The organism is Lachnoanaerobaculum saburreum DSM 3986, assembly GCF_000185385.1.
Taxonomy (GTDB): domain Bacteria; phylum Bacillota; class Clostridia; order Lachnospirales; family Lachnospiraceae; genus Lachnoanaerobaculum; species Lachnoanaerobaculum saburreum.
On the sequence record NZ_GL622296.1, the window covers coordinates 2,844,036 to 2,861,791 of the forward strand.

The window sequence follows — 17,756 nt, forward strand, 5'->3', positions numbered from 1 at the left end:
TTTTTTATTTATAACTTTTTAAAACCGTATATTGCGGCTCCAAGTGCTCCCATAAGTTGAGCATCCTTACTAAACACTATATCTACACCAAGCTCTTTACTCATAGCATTCCTCACACCCGAGTTTTTTGCCACTCCGCCGCTCATACACACTTCTTCAACTATACCTACTCGTTTAGCCAGGGCGGCAACCCTTACTGCAACAGATTTGCATATCCCTGCAACCAAATCAGGAATATTTCTTCCTGTAGCAAGCTGTGATATGACTTCCGATTCCGCAAAAACTGTACAAGTACTTGATATATTTGCCGGATTATCTGATTTTAAGGCTTCCACCTCCAAATCCTGTATATCAAGATTTAATATATTAGCCATTACATCAAGAAATCTACCTGTCCCTGCCGCACATTTATCATTCATAACAAAATTTGTCATCTTACCGTTTGCCGCAAGAGATATTACCTTGGCATCCTGACCTCCGATATCAATTACAGTTCTGACATTCGGGAACTCCTTATGTACACCTAATGCATGACATGTCAATTCACTAACCTTGTAATCTGCTACATCATAATTCATTCTTCCATATCCTGTAGCAACCACTGCTTTAATGTCATTTAGTTCGAGTTTTGAAAAGTTTAGTACATTTTTTACAGCCTCTTCTACTCCTGCCGTTCCTACAGTTGCTATAACAATTGAAGATGCAACTATATTTTCTCCATCCTCCAATATTACCGCTTTGGATGTAGTTGAGCCTATATCAACACCCAATGTGTACATAATTCTCTCCTTTATATCTTGTCTACTAGTATACAAGTTACTGTAAAAATAAATATGTTAATAATATAACTAACATCTATGTTAGAATATTATCAATTCTACTTGCATTTGTAAATATGTATTTTCACCAAACTTCATCGAATTTTTTTATATATTTTTCTGCTTTTGTATTTTCTTTCTATTGTTTTTATATCTAACTTCTAATTATCTACAGGATAATTTGTTAATTAATTATATAAATGAAAGCCACAAATATTTTTATATTAAAATATTATTTATCCTTACTTCTTAAAATACTTAGGATACTGTTTTATTGCACTCTCATATATATCTGTAATTGTCTCTAAATGGATTGCCATACATTCTTGTGTTCTTGACAAATCATTATTTCTTATTCCATCAGCAATATTCTTATGTTCCTCAATCAGTTCATGTACCCTATCAGCAAATTCTACATCAAAATTTCTCCATCTTGATATGTGCAACATAATATCACCCAATATTACCACTAATGCGTATCTATTTACACTATCTATCATAGTCTTATGAAATTCACTGTCTAAGATTGCAAAATTATGAGAATAATTTTTTTCATTAATATATTTCTCTTCTTCTTTTATATTTTTATCCAATTTTTTTACCAACTCAACTCTAGCTGAATCGTCTAGCTTTGTAAACATCTCATATATAACCTCTTTTTCAACTGCTGTCCTCAACATTAAAAGATCTGATATGTAGTTTAAATCCATTTGCGTTACATATGTGCCTCTTTGAGGCCTAACTTCAATAAATTTAAGCTGAGCCAGCTTTGCAAATGCGTTTCTAATTACCGACCTAGATACACCATAATCTATACTCATTTGATTCTCGCTGATAAGCTGTCCCGGTTCCAATTCAAGCTTTATAATCCTTCTCAATATACTTTTATAAACTTCTTCAGCACTATATGTTTTATTACTATCCAGCATTATCTTACCTTTCATGATACATTACTACTAAATTGTACTTTAACCTTTTTATTCTTTAATAATAGCAAAGTTCCAAGTATCCGATTCTAATCAAATACTTTTTGCAAAAATAACAGTATAAATAACCTAACAAAATTTTAGATATTTACAATATAAAAGTCAATATCAAATTTATATACAATTGCTAACAGTAATTTAAGCATCTATGTATGTCTGGTAAAATCAAATACGATCTCACTAATATAACAATTATAAAATACCGTCTGAGAACAGATATACCTAAAAATAATTATTTGATAGCATTAAAATAAAAACAGCACAGTATGGTTCTCATCATAGATATAAGCAATATTGGGATCGGTAACTCCAATCCCAATATTGCTATACAGTCTTTAAATTTTTATCTTTTTTATATAAATATCCCACTTTTATTTACTGCTATCATAAATCTGTTGCACAGTTTCAAGCTCCTTATTTGGATCTGCACCGGCTGCTACATTTTGCATTGCAACATGAATCGCCTTTTCTACCTCACTGTTTGACAGCTTTCTACTGCCTGCCGCATCTGCAACATACTTGTTTACATCGTCAATTGACTGTTGTTGCAGTTCTCCATCAATGGTACCCTTATACTTTATTTCATTTGATACAGGAGAACCCTGTAAATAGTTCACCCAATACTGCTGACCCCAACCGTCAGACAAATACTCTATAAACTTCATTGCCGCTTCTACATTCTTACAATCTTTATTAATACATACCATCAAATCAACACCTGATGTTCCAAGTCTTTCTACGCTGTCAGACACTGATGGGAATGGCTCCATACCTATGACATCCTTTTTATTTCCAATTTCAGTTCCTACAATCTCGGTATTTGATGTAGATGTCGGTCCCAAGTGCCAAGAACCTGTCATAAAAAATACTGATTTTCTTGCAAAGAAATATTGATCTCTTGCATCAGGATATGTAGCAATTCCTAAGGCTCCATCTTCAAAAATGCCATCATCAAACATCTTTTTCCATGCGTTCATAGTGTCCACAAAGCACTTATCCGTCCATTTTCTATCCCCCTTTTCAGCCTCATATACAGCCCCTTTTTCAAATTCATTTGAAGTCTGAACAAACCAGTCTGTATTAATCCAATCATCAGAAGCTCCTGCTGCGACACATACATACCCCTTAGCCTTTGCCTTATCTGCCGCATCCTTTAGTTCAGCATAGTTTATCGGAACTTTTTCAATTCCACATTCATCCATTAAAGTTTTGTTATACATCAAGGTTGTCATTCCTGCAATAAGCATCGGCATTCCTACCAATGTGCCGCTTTTAGATGTACTCTGAGATACAGCATTTGTATTTATTTTATCCTTCCAACCGCTCCAATACTGATCTGCCGCAGATCCCATATCCATAGAAAACTTTGAGTACTGCTCCATCATCGGTCCTGTTGTCATTCCGAAAAGATCAGGACCGGTGCCTGAAGCCATTGCCACCTGCAGCTTTTCAAAGAAATCATCCTGCTCGGTTCTTGTATACTCGATTTCAATGTCAGGATTCTCTTTCTCAAACTCTTTAATCATCTCATCTGACTGATCATTTGTAGGAAGCCAAGACCAAAATGTAAGTTTCACCTTTCCATCAGATGTGTCTTTGCTATCTTTCTCCTGACTCTTTGCAGCACATCCTGTCATTCCAAACAACATAGTTGCAGACACTGCAATTGCAACAAACCTCTTTAATGTCTTTTTCATTTAACCCTCCTCATAAAACACATATGCCTTTTGGCATTTATTTTCGTACAAATATCTTTATAATATATATAATTAATTAACTTTCAGTGTATATGTAACCCTTTACACTTAGATGTTGCAAGTATAACTTATATACAAAATCACTTTGAACATTTATATCTTCATAAACTTCTCCGTCGACTATAAGTTTATCCACATTACCGCATCTTATTCTATAAATTGAAAAATCCTCTCTATCCGGTTTAACAGATATTCTCCTATCTTCATTATATGCAACAATTAACTCACTGACCTTAGGTTCTGAATGGAAAATAATTTCTTCAGCAAAATCCGTATTTTTCACTTTGTCTGTCAATATGAAAATATCTTCATTTGACTTAATACCTTCTTCCCCGATAAAAGTCTTATCCACATCATAATATTCTCTTAAAAAAGCTAAATTGTTACCTTCTAATTTTACAGTTTTTACAATTGACAAACTGTGGAGCATAACTTCAGTAAAATATGGTTTTATCCCTACCCTAAAGCCTCTATTAAAGCACTCAGACACTGAAAACTTGACCTTAATACAATCATCAATCAATATCCTATAGTTTTGATAAGTCTTATATATCGCAAACAAATGCGGCACTGAATATATAAAGTCCTTTAATAAGTTTATAGTATCTATTAATCTTTCAATTCCTTCAATACATTCATAAATACATAGATTTCTTTTTCCACTATGAAGCTCCATCTTTACATAATTTCTCTCATCAATATATGCCAAGTACAAATCATATCTACATCCGATATGTTGTTTTTTTGCCGAGAGCCATACTTCAGCCTTTAAGCATTTCTCATTTATTCCAAGAAAAACTTGAGAAATTATCTTTATGTTTTCTACCTGTATCCATGCTTTTTTAGGAACTTCAACATCATGCTGTGTCGGTCCAAAACAAATCATCTTATCACCGCTAAAAAGTACCCTGTCAACCCTCATTTCTCTTTGTTCCTTAGTGACAACCAACTCTTCATCGGCTCTTCTTCCATGATAGACAATCCAGTCATCCACCATATTCGGTGCCTTCACAATTACATTGTGTCCGGTGCCTTCCACCACATCATTTTTTCTCAAAACCGGTTTCCATTCATAATCAGACGGTGACTTTTTCCAAGTCATATCCAATAAACTTTCTTTTACTTTTGCAACTGCACATCCGACAAAGTAATCCACATTCAAATATGCATTGGCTGAATATGTCAAAAAGCACTTATCTCCATGTACCACCGTCGCCGCCCCCTCTAAAGTATACCAATCACGTCCGTCGTTAAATCTGTTCTTTTGAAATATCTCCTGCTCAATGCTTGGCAGTAAAACAACTTTTCTTTCACCTGCAAACTCTAATGGGGATAGCATCTTATCCATAACTATAATTGTTCCGGCTTTTTTTTCATCAGTCCCTATAATATTGTTCACAGAATAAAACATATACAACTGACTGTTCCAAATGACAGGATGTGCATCAATTGAAAACTCATCAAAAAATGTCTTCTTCCAAATGAATGGTCCCTTAGGATTATCTGCCACAGCGACCTTAAGCCAAATATTATGTCCTTCTACCTCATCAGTCCTTATATTTGAGTAATACATATAGAAATTACCATTAATATATATAACTGCAGGTGCCCAGTAATCTTTATATCCCTTTTCAGAAATGCAAAGCCCCAGATACTCCCAATTTACCAAGTCACTTGATATACTTAAATTCACTCCTTTTGCATCTGTTGAATAACAATAATATTTCCCGCACCACCTAAGTACAAAAGGATCAGGATTTGTATGCCTTTTACCATCTTTAAATTTAACCGGATTACAAAACTGACTTTCACTCATATTTTATCCTTTCACAGAACCTGACATTACGCCCGATACTAAAAATCTTTGACTTATCAAATATACCAAAACTGAAGGCAATGCCAAAAGCACCATAACAGCATAAATTCTTGCTACATCAACAGGACTCTGGTATGTACTTGACATAAAAAACTGTGCTGCTAAAGTTACAGGATAATTATCAGGTGATCTCATTACAAGTAACGGCATCAAATAATCGTTCCACGAATAAATGAAAGTCAATACCAATACATTCGCAATAATAGGAACACTAAGAGGCATCATAAAGATACACCAAATCATAAATCTACCCGCTCCGTCCATTCTTGCACTCTCAAGAAGTTCATCAGGTATCGTATCAAAATAATTTTTAATCATTAAAAGCATCATAGGTGCATTAAATGCAACAAGCGGCAAGATAACACCAAAATGATTATCCAACAAATTAAAGTTTTTAATTAATGAGAAAAGTGGACTTGTTACAGAGGCCACCGGAACTGCCAAGCACGCCAAAATACTATTAAAAATAACTCTATTACCTGCAAATTTCATCTTTGAAAATGCAAATGCAGCTAATGATGTAATTATTGTTACTGTAATAGATGTAACAATACCTATGAACAGACTGTTAAAAATAACTCTGACATAACTAATCTTTTCATAATTTAAAACATATATATAGTTCTTAACACCCTCTACCTGAAATGATTTTATAAGTGCAACACCAAGTGGCAAAATCCATATAACTGCACACACGATCAAAACTGCATATATAAATATTTTATATAAATACTTGTGCTTCATATAGTTACTCCTTTTCACCAAGTCTTATCTGAATGAACGACATAACTACAGCCAAAATCAAAATTGACACACCTATTGACGCAGCTCCACCTGCATTAAAGTCATTAAATGCCTTTTCATAAAGATAAGTATTCATTACAGTGGTTGATCTGCCCGGACCTCCTCCGGTAAGAAGTTTTACTATATCAAATGTCTTTAGCGAACCTACAATTCCCAGAATAACCAATACATTTGTAGTACCCCTAAGCATAGGAAATGTAATGTGAAAAACAGTTTTAAAAAATCCTGCACCATCTATCCTTGCCGCTTCATATACATCATCCGGCAATCCCATAAGGCCTGCATAATATGTCATCATAGAAAATCCCATCCACTGAAATATATTCACAAGTATCACTGAAAATAATGCCACCTTCGGATCCCCCAGCCAGTTACACGCAAACATATCCAGATGAACACTTCTAAGAAATTGGTTCAACACTCCATTTGTAGGATCCATCAGAATTTTGAATATAGATGTTATTATAGATGTTGCCATAGCAATGGGCATAAAATATACAGCTTTAAAAATTCCTGTTCCGGGTAACTTAGTCTTCAGAAAAACTGCAAGAATAAAGCCGATAAACGCTTGGACAAAAACTGTTCCTACAAAAAATATAAGGTTATTGCATACGGATCCCCAAAAAACAGGATCTTTAAGCATCTTTACATAATTACTTGCCCCTACAATATTAAATTCAGCAGACATACCGTCCCAGTCAGTAAAGCTTACAAATACTGTATCAATTATACAATAATACACTATTGCAAAAGACAAAATCATCAATGGAAAAATATATAAATATGCGATTCTATCACTTTTACCCCTTTTCTTCATTTCTCACCTCTCTACAAATCATTATAAATTTTATATAAGACAGAGGTAATCTAAATTTTTGCTTTTTACTATATTTTTTTGTTTAAAAAATCACTTGGTGTTTCTCCTGTGATATCTTTGAACACTTTAAAAAAATAATTATAGTTTCTAAATCCTGATTTCTTCACGACTTCTTTCATGGATATACTTCCACGAATCAAAAGACTTTTTGCCTTATTCACTCTTTGTAAATTCAAATACTCTACAAATCTCATTCCTGTCTCAGCCCTAAACTCCCTGCTAAGTACTGTATAACCGATATTTGCTATGCCTGCACAGTCTTCAAGTGAAATATCTTCTGATATATTATTATTTATATACGCTATAACCACTTCAATTGCAGCGGAATATCTTTTTTTATTATCAGTAAGAATCTTTTTCATAAAATCTTCAACAAGTTCTCTATATTGAGTGAATAAATCAAAGTATTTCATCCTAAGCTTTGCATCATCAAACATTGTTGCGTCTGTCAACTTATATACTCTCAATAACTCTAATATTTTTTCAGCGGTTTCTCTTACTATTACTTGACTATATCTGCCTTCTTCCAATTTATAAAAAATCTCTTCTACAGTCTTCTTTACATTATTGATATTATTTTGAATTTCAAATTCCAGCTGATCTAAGAATGTTCTTTCAAATTCACTATCCTTATACTTGATTTTTGCCGTAACTGCATCATAAATGATTTTATTTGCTCCATTATAAAATTTATCTTCAATCTTTTTTTGTATACTCTCCTGTGCTTCCATAGCTGACTCTATACTTTCATATGTATCACTGCAAATAATATACAATGTTGTGTCAAGCATACGCACTGACATTCTATACAGTCTACTTGCTATACTGTGAATCGTATTAATAATAATTAGTGTGCTTCTTTCAAGACCAAATGATACAAGTAAAACAATATTATAGCTGTCGGTTATGTTTGCAATATATGAGTACTTGTCACCTAATATCTGACTTATCATATCTAAAATAACTTTGCATATATCTTGCTTAAATTCCAATATATTTACTCCTGACTTTATTTTGATATCAGGGCTTATAACAATTATTCCTATTTTTCCAAATTCAAAATCCAATATGTCTTGTTCACATAATGTCTTTATTTTTGAAGTTTCAAAGTCATTCCTACATAAAGCTACATATCCTCTTTTTTTATAAATTCTATTCTCACTTGGATGTATATTGTATTGATCACATACTTTATCCAGTACACTTTCCAAATATTCTCTTGTCAATTCATGCTTTAAAAGATAATTAGCAGCACCGTTTCTAAGACTGCCTCTGACATAGTAAAAATCATCAAAACTGCTGATTGCAATTATAGGTATATATTCATACAAAAGATGTAGTGCCCTCATAAGCTCCACGCCGTCCATTTCAGACATCCTCATATCACACAAAAGTATATCCACAGAATTATTCTTCAACCAGTCAAGCAATCCCTTTCCATCTATAAATTCCATAACTATTTCATATCTGTCACTATTTTCAAGATATTTTTTTATAGAACTTCTGCTCACCATATCATCATCCACTATTGCTAAAGTAATCATCTTCATTGACAGTTCTCCTTTTTTGGTAATAAAAATTTGCATTTTGTATATTTACCCGGTCTACTTTCATAGTATATGCCATAATCATCTCCAAACAAGGTTTTTATTCTTTCATTAACATTTTTAATTCCTATTTTATTTGATGTATATTTACTGTCATCTTTTGCAAATATCATTTCTATTTCTTCTTTTGTCATACCCACTCCATTGTCACTTATTATAATATTAAGGTATTCTGCTTCAACAAACGCTTTTATAGTTATTTCACTATTGAGGTCTTCTGACTTTCCATGATAAATTGCATTTTCTAAAATCGGTTGTAGAATAAATCTTGGAATATAGAGATTTAATGCTATATTCTCAATATCCTTTTTTACTGTAAAATCATAATTTCCATTATATTCCATAATATTCAAATATCTGTCCACATAATCCAGTTCGTCTTTTAGTAAAACCAATTCCTTTTTCTCTCTAATCACTGAATTAAGCAATGAATTCAGATTATTTACCAAGGGTACTATATTGTCAGCATGCTGTATCTTAGCCATCCAAACAACAGTATTTAATGTATTTGATAAAAAATGCGGATTGATCTGAGCCTGTAAAAAAGATATCTCTGCTTTTCTTTTTTCTCTTTCTTTATATTCAACCGTCTCCATTAAGGTCTCTATCTTATCTATCATACTGTTAAAAACCAAACCCATCTGACCTATTTCATCATTTGCTTTTACTTTATATCTAATATCCATATCACCATTTGCAATACCCTGCATTTTATTCTTAAGCACTGTAATTTCTCTCAGCATCCTTGAAGTCAGTATAATACAGATAATAACAGATATAACTACTATTACAACTATCATAACCCCTGATAAAAGTGCTGTATAATTTATACGTTTTGTGTAATATTCTGTAGGTATGGCTATCTTAAACTCCCAATCCACTTTATCCGCAAAAAAACTACTTTTTATATATCCATCACTTAGATTATTAAAATCATCTTCACTCATATCATAATTTGAATAAATCAAATTTTTTTTACTATCTGTTACAAAAAAAATGCTATTTTGTGGTAGGCTTGTCGAAAACATTTGATCAATTACTCCATAATCAAAATACACTACAACATATCCTATAATATTTCCAAAGCTATCTAATATACCTCGTACCGCAGGGACTACATAGTCACTTTTTGAGTTTGATTTCATACCTTCCATATGAACAGGTTTCATCATAACCACAGAGTTTTTTAGTTTTTCTCTGTCCAATGCCATTATCTCCGATAATACTCCTTCATCACTTGGAACGATATGATTTGATGAAAAGACGCATTCCTTATTTACTACAACAGAAATTCCTGAAATATAATACTTATATCCATCAATGCTTATTATATAGTTTAAAATCAATCTTTTATTTTTCAAATAAACATCATTCCACTGTCCATTTTCCTTTATTACTTTTGTACTTAATGTTAAAACCGGTACTATGACATTATTTCTGTCAATTGCAATCATTGTTGTCATATATGCAGTGTCTGTTAATATATACTCAAACGCATGGTAGGCATCAAGCATTGCACTTTTAGATATATTTTCAGCATAAACTACAGACATCTTTTTGCTTACCCAATACCAAATTCCTGTTACAATAATACCGCTCACTGTCAATATCAATACCATGACAATCAATAACTTATTCTTTAATTTCATACTCTCCTCCGCTGCTTACATAAATTTAATATGCCCTACAACCCGGCAAAACACCTGATCATAGGGCATATAGCTTATCACCTTTCCACTTTTTTTACCGAATTTCCCTCACTGATTATTACCGGGAAGTTGTGTGAATAGTTGTGATTTATCCAGTCACTGTCATTTAGCATCTTTATGATGTTTCTTGCTGCCAGCCTTCCAAGTTTTTCCTTCGGATGAGCTCCTGAAATTATCTTAAAGTCTTTTTCTCCAAGTACCGCATCATCAAAGGAGACCATTGAGAATGTGTTTAAAAACTTTTCAGATTTAATATTAAAAAAATCTGCATACTTATAAGCAATTTCATCATTGTAGGCAATCATAGCGGTACAGTTTTTAATCTTTTTATAGAATGAACTCATACTTGATTTTGAAAATTTATAATCAAAATCCTTTGTAGAATACCACCTTATACAGTCATCATCTATGACGATGTCATTGTCCGCCATACATTCCATAAATCCTTTATATCTCTCAATACCCTGCATATCGTCATACTTGAAAATACCGCAGATTTTTCTATGTCCGTTTTCTATCAGCAATTTGGTCAACTCGTAGCTGCATTTTGCATCACTCATCTTGATACTGTCAAAATCAAGGTTTGAATAGTGGTTATGAATAAATATAATAGGAATGTTCTTTCTTACAAGCTTTTCATACAGTCTGACATTAGGATTTGGAAATGAAGACTTAGTGCCTTCCACTATTATCCCTGATATATTCATATTCAAAAATTTATCAAGATAATGCGCTTCTTCATTCAAACTGTTCCTTGTTACAGCCAGTTCAATCTGTATATTTTCCTCATCCATAATAGACTTTATACCGTCATATAATCTTGGAAAGAAGTAGTCTGACAGATAACTTAGAATCAATCCCACCTTCTTTTTGGAACTTTGCTCCATTTTAAAAGAAACATAGGTTCCGCTTCCTCGAACTCTTCTTATCAGACCCTCATCTTCCAAATGTTCTAAAGCACCTCTTACAGTCTCCCTTGAAAATCCGAACTTTCGCGTAAGTACATTTTCACTTGGAAACTTGGCACCATATTTTAGAACACCGCTTATAATAATGGTCTTGCCCCAATTATATACCTTCATATACTTCAGATTGACGTTTTTTTCATTCATCAAACCTTTCAACACTCAACCTTTCAATATCTAAAGCCTTCATATAGCTTTGTGTAAAGTCTTTGAATCCCTCTATATCATTTTCATCCGCCATAATCTCACTTCCGGTATTATGTACAAAGATTCTTTTTTCTAAAAACTCAGACAAGTCTTTATACTGCGTTGCATACTTTACATATAATGAAAGCAGTGCTATTCCCCATGCACCCCCTTCGCTTGCATTATCAAGTACTTCTACAGGAGCAGCTATAGCAGCGGACAGATATCTTTGCCCGACCACTTTTGTTTTAAAGAAGCCTCCATGCCCCATCATTTTCTTTATCACTACATTTTCCTTCTCTGTAAGGATATCAAGTCCCAACTTAACGGCAGTAAGTGAACTGTATAGATGTGCCCTCATAAAATTTGCCAAAGTAAATTTACTCTTCGGGCTTCTCAAAAATAAAGGTCTGCCCTCACTAAGTTTGGTAATGCCCTCACCTGAAAAATATCCGAATGACATAAGATTTCCACAGTCACTGCTGCCGTTTAAAGAATTTGTATATAGTTTTTCATAGAGTTCACCGTCAGTGATGTTCATTCCGAATAAATTTGCAAATTCTCTAAATATTCCAACCCATGCATTCAGATCACCGGTACCGTTATTGGCATGTGACATCGCCACCGGATCTCCAACAGGAGTAGTCACCATATCTATCTCTTCATAATAGTTGTTAAGTTTCTTTTCAAGAACAAGCATTGCAAACATACTTGTTCCTGCCGACATATTTCCTGTGCCTTTTGCAATAGAATTGGTTGCCACCATTCCGGTACCTGCATCTCCCTCAGGAGGACACAGTATGCTTCCCTCTGCCAAATCACCGTCCTTATCTAAAAGATTGGCACCTGATTTTGTAAGTATACCGGCACATTCTCCGGCCACCATAACCTTTGGCAGTATATCTCTTATTTTCCATGAGAAATTACAGTCTTTGATTTTTTCTTCAAATATATCAAGCATTGTTTTATCATAGTCTCTTACAGTTGAATCTATCGGAAATATACCTGAAGCATCTCCTATGCCTATATTTTTTTTGCCTGTAAGCATATAGTGGATATATGAGGAGAGAGTTGTAACAAATCCAATATTTTTCACATGCTCTTCTTTATCAAGTATCCTCTGATAAAGATGTGCTATTGTCCATCTAAGAGGTATATTGAACTTAAAGCTCTCACTTAATTCTCTTGCCGACCTTTCCGTATTTGAATTTCTCCATGTTTGAAAGGGAGCCAAAAGCCTCATATCCTTATCAAATGCCATATATCCATGCATCATGGCACTGATACCCATATACTTTATCTGCTTTATTGTAATACCGAACTTATCTTTGATATCGGCTTTCAGGCTTTTATAACAATTTGAAAGTCCAAAAAGTATCTCATCAACAGGATATGTCCATATACCGTCTATAAAACTGTTCTCCCAGTCATGAATACCTATACCAAGCACTGTTCCGTTTTCATCTGTAAGTACAGATTTTATCCTTGTAGAGCCGAGTTCAATTCCTAAGAATATATCACCATTTTCTATTATCTGTCTGCTGTCCATATCTCACCTGATTTCCGCCTGATTCCCATAATAGGCATTTTTGCCATGCTTTCTCAAAAAATGTTTATCCTTCAAATACTGTGGAGCTTTGGCCGCATTCGGATTTACAGTCAGTGCAAAAAGATTCATCTTTGCCACTTCCTCCATAACCACCGCATTATGTACCGCCGTATTTGCATCCTTGCCCCAACAAAAAGGTCCATGACTTTTACATATACATCCCGGTATATATTCCGAGTTTATATCTCTTTTTCTGAATGTTTCCACTATAACCTTGCCTGTGTTAAGCTCATAATCCTCATCAAGCTCTTCCTTTGTAAGATGTCTTACACATGGTATATCTCCACAGAAATAGTCACATTGTGTTGTACCCATACAGGCAATATCCGCTCCCGCCTGTGCAAATCCTGTAGCATAAGGCGAATGTGTATGCACTATACCGCCCGCATTTTTAAAGTTTCGGTATATTATGAGATGAGTCTTTGTATCGGAAGAGGGATTGTATCTTCCCTCCACTCTATTCCCTTCCAAGTCCATTACCACCATATCATCAGGTGTAAGTTTGTCATACTCTATACCGCTCGGCTTTATAACAAAGTATTTTCTCTCTTTATCTATACCCGATACATTCCCCCATGTAAATGTTACCAAACCATACTTTGGTAAAAGCATATTTGCATCATATACTTTTTTCTTTAATTCTTCTAACATGCTCCTCCCGTTATAAATGTGATAAGTCTTCTCTTCTTGTATCATTACCTATAGTAATAAGTTCACTGTCTGTAAGTCTTGCAAACATTGCAATATCTTCTCTTGTAAGTGCGGTAGATACAATAGAGTGATGCGCACCGCCTGCATAACACCATGCTGCCGTTCCCAGTTCAAAGTTCGGTTTATGTCTATACATAATTCTTGCAACCGGCAACTTCGGCATAGGATATGGCTGCTTGACAAGTTCTATATCTGCACAGATTATTCTAAATCTGTCTCCCATATCCACCATTGTTACCTGTATTCCGTCACCTGTCACTCCATCAAACACAAGTCTTGCAGGATCTTCCTTACCGCCTATTCCAAGCGGTAAAACCTGTATCTCCGGTTTTGTAGCTGCAAATGACGGCGGAACCTCAAGCATATGACTTGCAAGTTCAAGTTCCTCATCTTCAGTCAAATCATATGTGTAATCCTCTATAAAGCCGGTTGCTCCGCTTCTATGTTTTGCCATTTTCATAAGTACGGCACTGAATGCACTTGTCTTGTAATCTCCTTCAGGTGCAAACCCTATGCCTCTTGCCATCAAGTTTTGTGCCGATATTCCCGGCAACTGTTTTAGCCCATGTAAATCTTGAAATGTATCTGTGAAAGCTCCGATATTATTTTTATCAAGGAATTTATCCAATCCCACCTCATACCTTGCCTGTTCCCTCACCGCTTTTATATTGTCAGTCTTTAGAGTATATTTTGACAAATACTCTTCCATCTTCTTATCTGTCTCAACTTCACTTACATGATTTATTATATCCACCAAATCACCAAGTGCATAGTAGTTACATTCCCAGCCGTACTTTATCTGGCTTTCCACTCTGTCTCCGTCAGTGACTGCAACCTCACGCATATTGTTGCCAAAGCTTGCCACCTTCAGATGTCTTGAAAAATCTATAGCATTTGCCACCTCGATAAATCTCTTTATCTGTGAAATGACTCTTTCATGTTTATAATATCCTGCCACTACTTCATGTACTATTCCCATTCTGGCAAGTATAAAGCCGTATTCTCTGTCTCCATGAGCCGATTGATTCAAATTCATAAAATCCATATCTATACTTTCATAAGGAAGCTTCTCATTATACTGTGTATGTAAGTGTAACAGCGGTTTTCTAAGCAATGACAATCCCTTTATCCACATCTTGGCAGGTGAAAAAGTATGCATCCATGTAATCACTCCGATACAATCTTCATCCACCATCACCTTCTTAAAGTTTTCAATACAGATTTCTGATGTCTCTACTATCGGCATCAGCTCAAGTTTCGCTATATATTCAAGCTTTTCATTTAAGAATTTTACCATTTTTTCACTGTCTTTTGCAACAGTATCTAAACATTCTCTACCATATAGATCCTGACTGCCTACTATAAAGTATACTTTTTTCATATTATTTACTCCTTATATAAAACTGTTATTTGATAACCTGTATTGATTTTCTGTCGGCAAATACCGCTACAAATATAAGGAAAATCACTCCCTGTATAAGTTGCATCATTTGTGTGGAAAATCCCATCATTGTCAATCCGCTATTCAATACAATATATAATAATGAACCTACAATTATATTTTCAAACCTCACCTTTGCACCGCCTGATATAGGCATACCGCCAAGTACCAATGCAATCAAAATCTGAGTTTCAAGCTGACTTCCACCTGATGAAGTAACAGAGCCGACTTTAATCACATTGATAAAAGCTGCAAATCCTGTCATTGCACCTGCAAGTATATATACTAAAAATTTCATCTTATCAGTTCTTACTCCTGCAAACATAGCGGCTTTTTCTCCTGCACCTATCGCCTTTAAGTACCTGCCGAATTTCGTGAATCTAAATACTACAAATGCTGTTACAACTACTAATACTGTGATACCTATCTTTAATCCGATTGTATCAAAACTTACCAGACTTGCGGCTCCGGCAACCGGTGCATTGGTTGTAAGATACTTTATTACTCCTCTTAGCAAAAACATGGTACATATAGTTACAATAAAAGACTGTATCTTCCTGTTTACATAAAAATACCCGTTTATACCTCCGATAACAGCTCCTGTTAAGATTCCTCCAAGTATTGCAATCATTATATTATATTTTGAAAGCACACATACAACTATAGAAGCAAGTCCTAATATAGAACCTTGTGAAAAATCCAATCCACCCATAGTCATAACAAAAAACACCCCTGTAGCGGAAATCATAACAACATAAGCCTGTGATAATACTAAAGGTAAATTTGATATCATTCTCCAATTTGTGAAAATATTGAAAATCACAAAAATGGCACATAGTCCGACTATAGGTAAAAGAGCACGAAAAATATTCTTTCTGTCCATATCTCCTCCTAAACCATCATAGAAATAAGAGTATTCTCACCTATCTCTACACTTCTATCTATTTCTCCTGAAATTTTTCCGTCTTTCATTATTATTATTCTGTCACACATACCGATAAGCTCCATCAGCTCTTCTGAAATCATAATAATAGACTTACCGCTTTTTATCATACCGTTCATAAGATTGTAGATATCTTGTTTCACCTTGATATCTATTCCTCTGGTCGGCGAATCAAGCACCACTATATCTGAATCCTTACCAATCCATCTGGCAAGTACCACCTTTTGCTTATTTCCACCTGATAAGTCGGAAACGAACTGATCTATATTTACCATCTTTACAGACATTTTCTTTGCATACTCATTTGCAAAATTATTCATAGCTCTGTCTGATAAAAATTTCCATTTTAATTTCAACTTATCAAGTGACGGCAAACAAATATTATCTCCGATAGACTCGTTCATTACTACAGATTCATTGTCCCTGTCCTTTGATGTATATGCTATGGAATGTGCAATAGCTGTAGGTATATCATTTATATGTGTTCCGTCAGAAGTTATTACCTCTCCGCTTCTGTCATAGGAAGCGCCGAAAATTGCCTTTCCTATTTCATGCATTCCCGACTCTGAAAGTCCGCCAAACCCCAGAATCTCTCCTTTATGTAAATCAAAACTCACATCTTCCAACAGGCCCGGCACCGATACATTTTTTACCGAAAGGACTACTTCATCTTTAACGGACTCTCCAAATTGTTTTCTGTAATAGTCTCCTTCAAGTTCCCTGCCGACCATCAACTTCCTAAGCCCCTCTTCATCTATATCCTTAGATGAAACCGTATCTATATAAACACCGTCTCTAAGAACAGTGACAGTATCTGATTTTTCAAGGATCTCAGGCAGGTCATGTGATATAAATATTACCGTATTTCCGGCTTTTTTTATTCTTTCCATATGCTTGTAAAGCTCATGCCTTCCCTCATTTGAAAGTGCAGTAGTAGTCTCATCAATTACCACAATCTTCGGTTCAAAATATGTCGCCTTTACAATTTCTATCAACTTTCTGTCCTCAAAATTGTACCGGTCAATTATCTCACCTGCTTTAATTCTGTCAAAACCGTATTTTTTCAAAAGCTCGGTTGCCATTTTATTCATCAGATTTGTATTTTTTATTCCGAATTTTGTAAATTTATCTTCATGTCCTAAAAAAATATTTTCAGCAACGGTAAGCCCTGACAGGGTTCCAAGTTCCTGTACTATAATTGAAATACCTTCTTTGTTTGCTTCAACTTGATTTTTAGGATGTACTTCTCTGCCGTCTAAAATGAACTTACCGCTGTCAATTGTATAAATTCCTGTAAGCATATTTGTGAGTGTGGATTTACCTGAACCGTTTTCACCTATCAGTGCATGTACTTCACCCTTTTTTATACTGAATGAAACATCTGCGACAGCCTTTGTAATACCGAAAGTTTTACATAGATGCTCAATTTTTAATCTTACTTCACCCATCTTATCTCCTTTTGAAAAT

General features: G+C 34.5%; 14 protein-coding genes. All 14 read right to left on the bottom strand.

The features are described from left to right. Positions 1 to 8: 8 nt before the first annotated feature. Positions 9 to 779 (bottom strand): acyl-CoA dehydratase activase, encoded by a 771-nt coding sequence (locus HMPREF0381_RS13125; protein WP_008752495.1) that lies wholly within the window; start codon positions 777 to 779, stop codon positions 9 to 11. A 281-nt stretch (positions 780 to 1,060) separates the two neighbouring features. Next, positions 1,061 to 1,762 (bottom strand): GntR family transcriptional regulator, encoded by a 702-nt coding sequence (locus tag HMPREF0381_RS13130; protein WP_008752496.1) that lies wholly within the window; start codon positions 1,760 to 1,762, stop codon positions 1,061 to 1,063. Between the two features lie 413 nt (positions 1,763 to 2,175). After that, positions 2,176 to 3,501 carry an ABC transporter substrate-binding protein gene (locus tag HMPREF0381_RS13135; RefSeq protein WP_008752497.1) on the bottom strand — a complete coding sequence of 442 codons (1,326 nt, stop codon included), beginning with the start codon at positions 3,499 to 3,501 and terminating at the stop codon, positions 2,176 to 2,178. A gap of 76 nt (positions 3,502 to 3,577) precedes the next feature. Next, positions 3,578 to 5,377 carry a glycoside hydrolase family 43 protein gene (locus tag HMPREF0381_RS13140; protein ID WP_008752498.1) on the bottom strand — a complete coding sequence of 600 codons (1,800 nt, stop codon included), beginning with the start codon at positions 5,375 to 5,377 and terminating at the stop codon, positions 3,578 to 3,580. Between the two features lie 3 nt (positions 5,378 to 5,380). After that, the gene (locus HMPREF0381_RS13145; RefSeq protein WP_008752499.1) at positions 5,381 to 6,181 is read right to left on the bottom strand and encodes a carbohydrate ABC transporter permease; all 801 of its coding nucleotides are present in this window, start codon (positions 6,179 to 6,181) and stop codon (positions 5,381 to 5,383) included. 4 nt (positions 6,182 to 6,185) lie between these two features. Then, positions 6,186 to 7,058, bottom strand: a complete 873-nt coding sequence (locus HMPREF0381_RS13150) for a carbohydrate ABC transporter permease (RefSeq protein WP_008752500.1) — start codon at positions 7,056 to 7,058, stop codon at positions 6,186 to 6,188. Between the two features lie 68 nt (positions 7,059 to 7,126). Beyond that, entirely contained in the window at positions 7,127 to 8,668 is a 1,542-nt protein-coding gene (locus HMPREF0381_RS13155; RefSeq protein ID WP_040461506.1) for a response regulator transcription factor, read from the bottom strand. Next, the gene (locus HMPREF0381_RS13160; protein ID WP_008752502.1) at positions 8,665 to 10,374 is read right to left on the bottom strand and encodes a cache domain-containing sensor histidine kinase; all 1,710 of its coding nucleotides are present in this window, start codon (positions 10,372 to 10,374) and stop codon (positions 8,665 to 8,667) included. The genes HMPREF0381_RS13155 and HMPREF0381_RS13160 overlap by 4 nt, the downstream gene beginning before the upstream one ends. Positions 10,375 to 10,451: 77 nt before the next feature. Next, positions 10,452 to 11,546 (bottom strand): GntR family transcriptional regulator, encoded by a 1,095-nt coding sequence (locus tag HMPREF0381_RS13165; protein ID WP_008752503.1) that lies wholly within the window; start codon positions 11,544 to 11,546, stop codon positions 10,452 to 10,454. Next, on the bottom strand, positions 11,539 to 13,134 hold the full coding sequence (locus tag HMPREF0381_RS13170) for a xylulokinase (RefSeq protein WP_008752504.1): 1,596 nt from the start codon (positions 13,132 to 13,134) through the stop codon (positions 11,539 to 11,541). Before HMPREF0381_RS13170 ends, HMPREF0381_RS13165 begins: the two co-directional genes overlap by 8 nt. 3 nt (positions 13,135 to 13,137) lie before the next feature. Then, a complete protein-coding gene (locus tag HMPREF0381_RS13175; RefSeq protein ID WP_040461509.1) occupies positions 13,138 to 13,845 on the bottom strand; it encodes an L-ribulose-5-phosphate 4-epimerase in 708 nt (235 codons plus the stop codon). A gap of 10 nt (positions 13,846 to 13,855) precedes the next feature. Then, the gene (gene araA / locus HMPREF0381_RS13180) at positions 13,856 to 15,286 is read right to left on the bottom strand and encodes an L-arabinose isomerase (RefSeq protein WP_008752506.1); all 1,431 of its coding nucleotides are present in this window, start codon (positions 15,284 to 15,286) and stop codon (positions 13,856 to 13,858) included. 25 nt (positions 15,287 to 15,311) lie between these two features. Further along, positions 15,312 to 16,229, bottom strand: a complete 918-nt coding sequence (locus tag HMPREF0381_RS13185; RefSeq protein ID WP_008752507.1) for an ABC transporter permease — start codon at positions 16,227 to 16,229, stop codon at positions 15,312 to 15,314. Positions 16,230 to 16,237: 8 nt separating this feature from the next. Beyond that, the gene (locus HMPREF0381_RS13190; protein ID WP_040461512.1) at positions 16,238 to 17,737 is read right to left on the bottom strand and encodes a sugar ABC transporter ATP-binding protein; all 1,500 of its coding nucleotides are present in this window, start codon (positions 17,735 to 17,737) and stop codon (positions 16,238 to 16,240) included. Positions 17,738 to 17,756 lie beyond the last annotated feature (19 nt).

Coding starts and splice junctions, on each gene's coding strand:
- HMPREF0381_RS13125 (WP_008752495.1), bottom strand. CDS start 779: ATGTACACATTGGGTGTTGATATAGGCTCAACTACATCCAAAGCGGTA.
- HMPREF0381_RS13130 (WP_008752496.1), bottom strand. CDS start 1,762: ATGAAAGGTAAGATAATGCTGGATAGTAATAAAACATATAGTGCTGAA.
- HMPREF0381_RS13135 (WP_008752497.1), bottom strand. CDS start 3,501: ATGAAAAAGACATTAAAGAGGTTTGTTGCAATTGCAGTGTCTGCAACT.
- HMPREF0381_RS13140 (WP_008752498.1), bottom strand. CDS start 5,377: ATGAGTGAAAGTCAGTTTTGTAATCCGGTTAAATTTAAAGATGGTAAA.
- HMPREF0381_RS13145 (WP_008752499.1), bottom strand. CDS start 6,181: ATGAAGCACAAGTATTTATATAAAATATTTATATATGCAGTTTTGATC.
- HMPREF0381_RS13150 (WP_008752500.1), bottom strand. CDS start 7,058: ATGAAGAAAAGGGGTAAAAGTGATAGAATCGCATATTTATATATTTTT.
- HMPREF0381_RS13155 (WP_040461506.1), bottom strand. CDS start 8,668: ATGAAGATGATTACTTTAGCAATAGTGGATGATGATATGGTGAGCAGA.
- HMPREF0381_RS13160 (WP_008752502.1), bottom strand. CDS start 10,374: ATGAAATTAAAGAATAAGTTATTGATTGTCATGGTATTGATATTGACA.
- HMPREF0381_RS13165 (WP_008752503.1), bottom strand. CDS start 11,546: ATGAATGAAAAAAACGTCAATCTGAAGTATATGAAGGTATATAATTGG.
- HMPREF0381_RS13170 (WP_008752504.1), bottom strand. CDS start 13,134: ATGGACAGCAGACAGATAATAGAAAATGGTGATATATTCTTAGGAATT.
- HMPREF0381_RS13175 (WP_040461509.1), bottom strand. CDS start 13,845: ATGTTAGAAGAATTAAAGAAAAAAGTATATGATGCAAATATGCTTTTA.
- araA (WP_008752506.1), bottom strand. CDS start 15,286: ATGAAAAAAGTATACTTTATAGTAGGCAGTCAGGATCTATATGGTAGA.
- HMPREF0381_RS13185 (WP_008752507.1), bottom strand. CDS start 16,229: ATGGACAGAAAGAATATTTTTCGTGCTCTTTTACCTATAGTCGGACTA.
- HMPREF0381_RS13190 (WP_040461512.1), bottom strand. CDS start 17,737: ATGGGTGAAGTAAGATTAAAAATTGAGCATCTATGTAAAACTTTCGGT.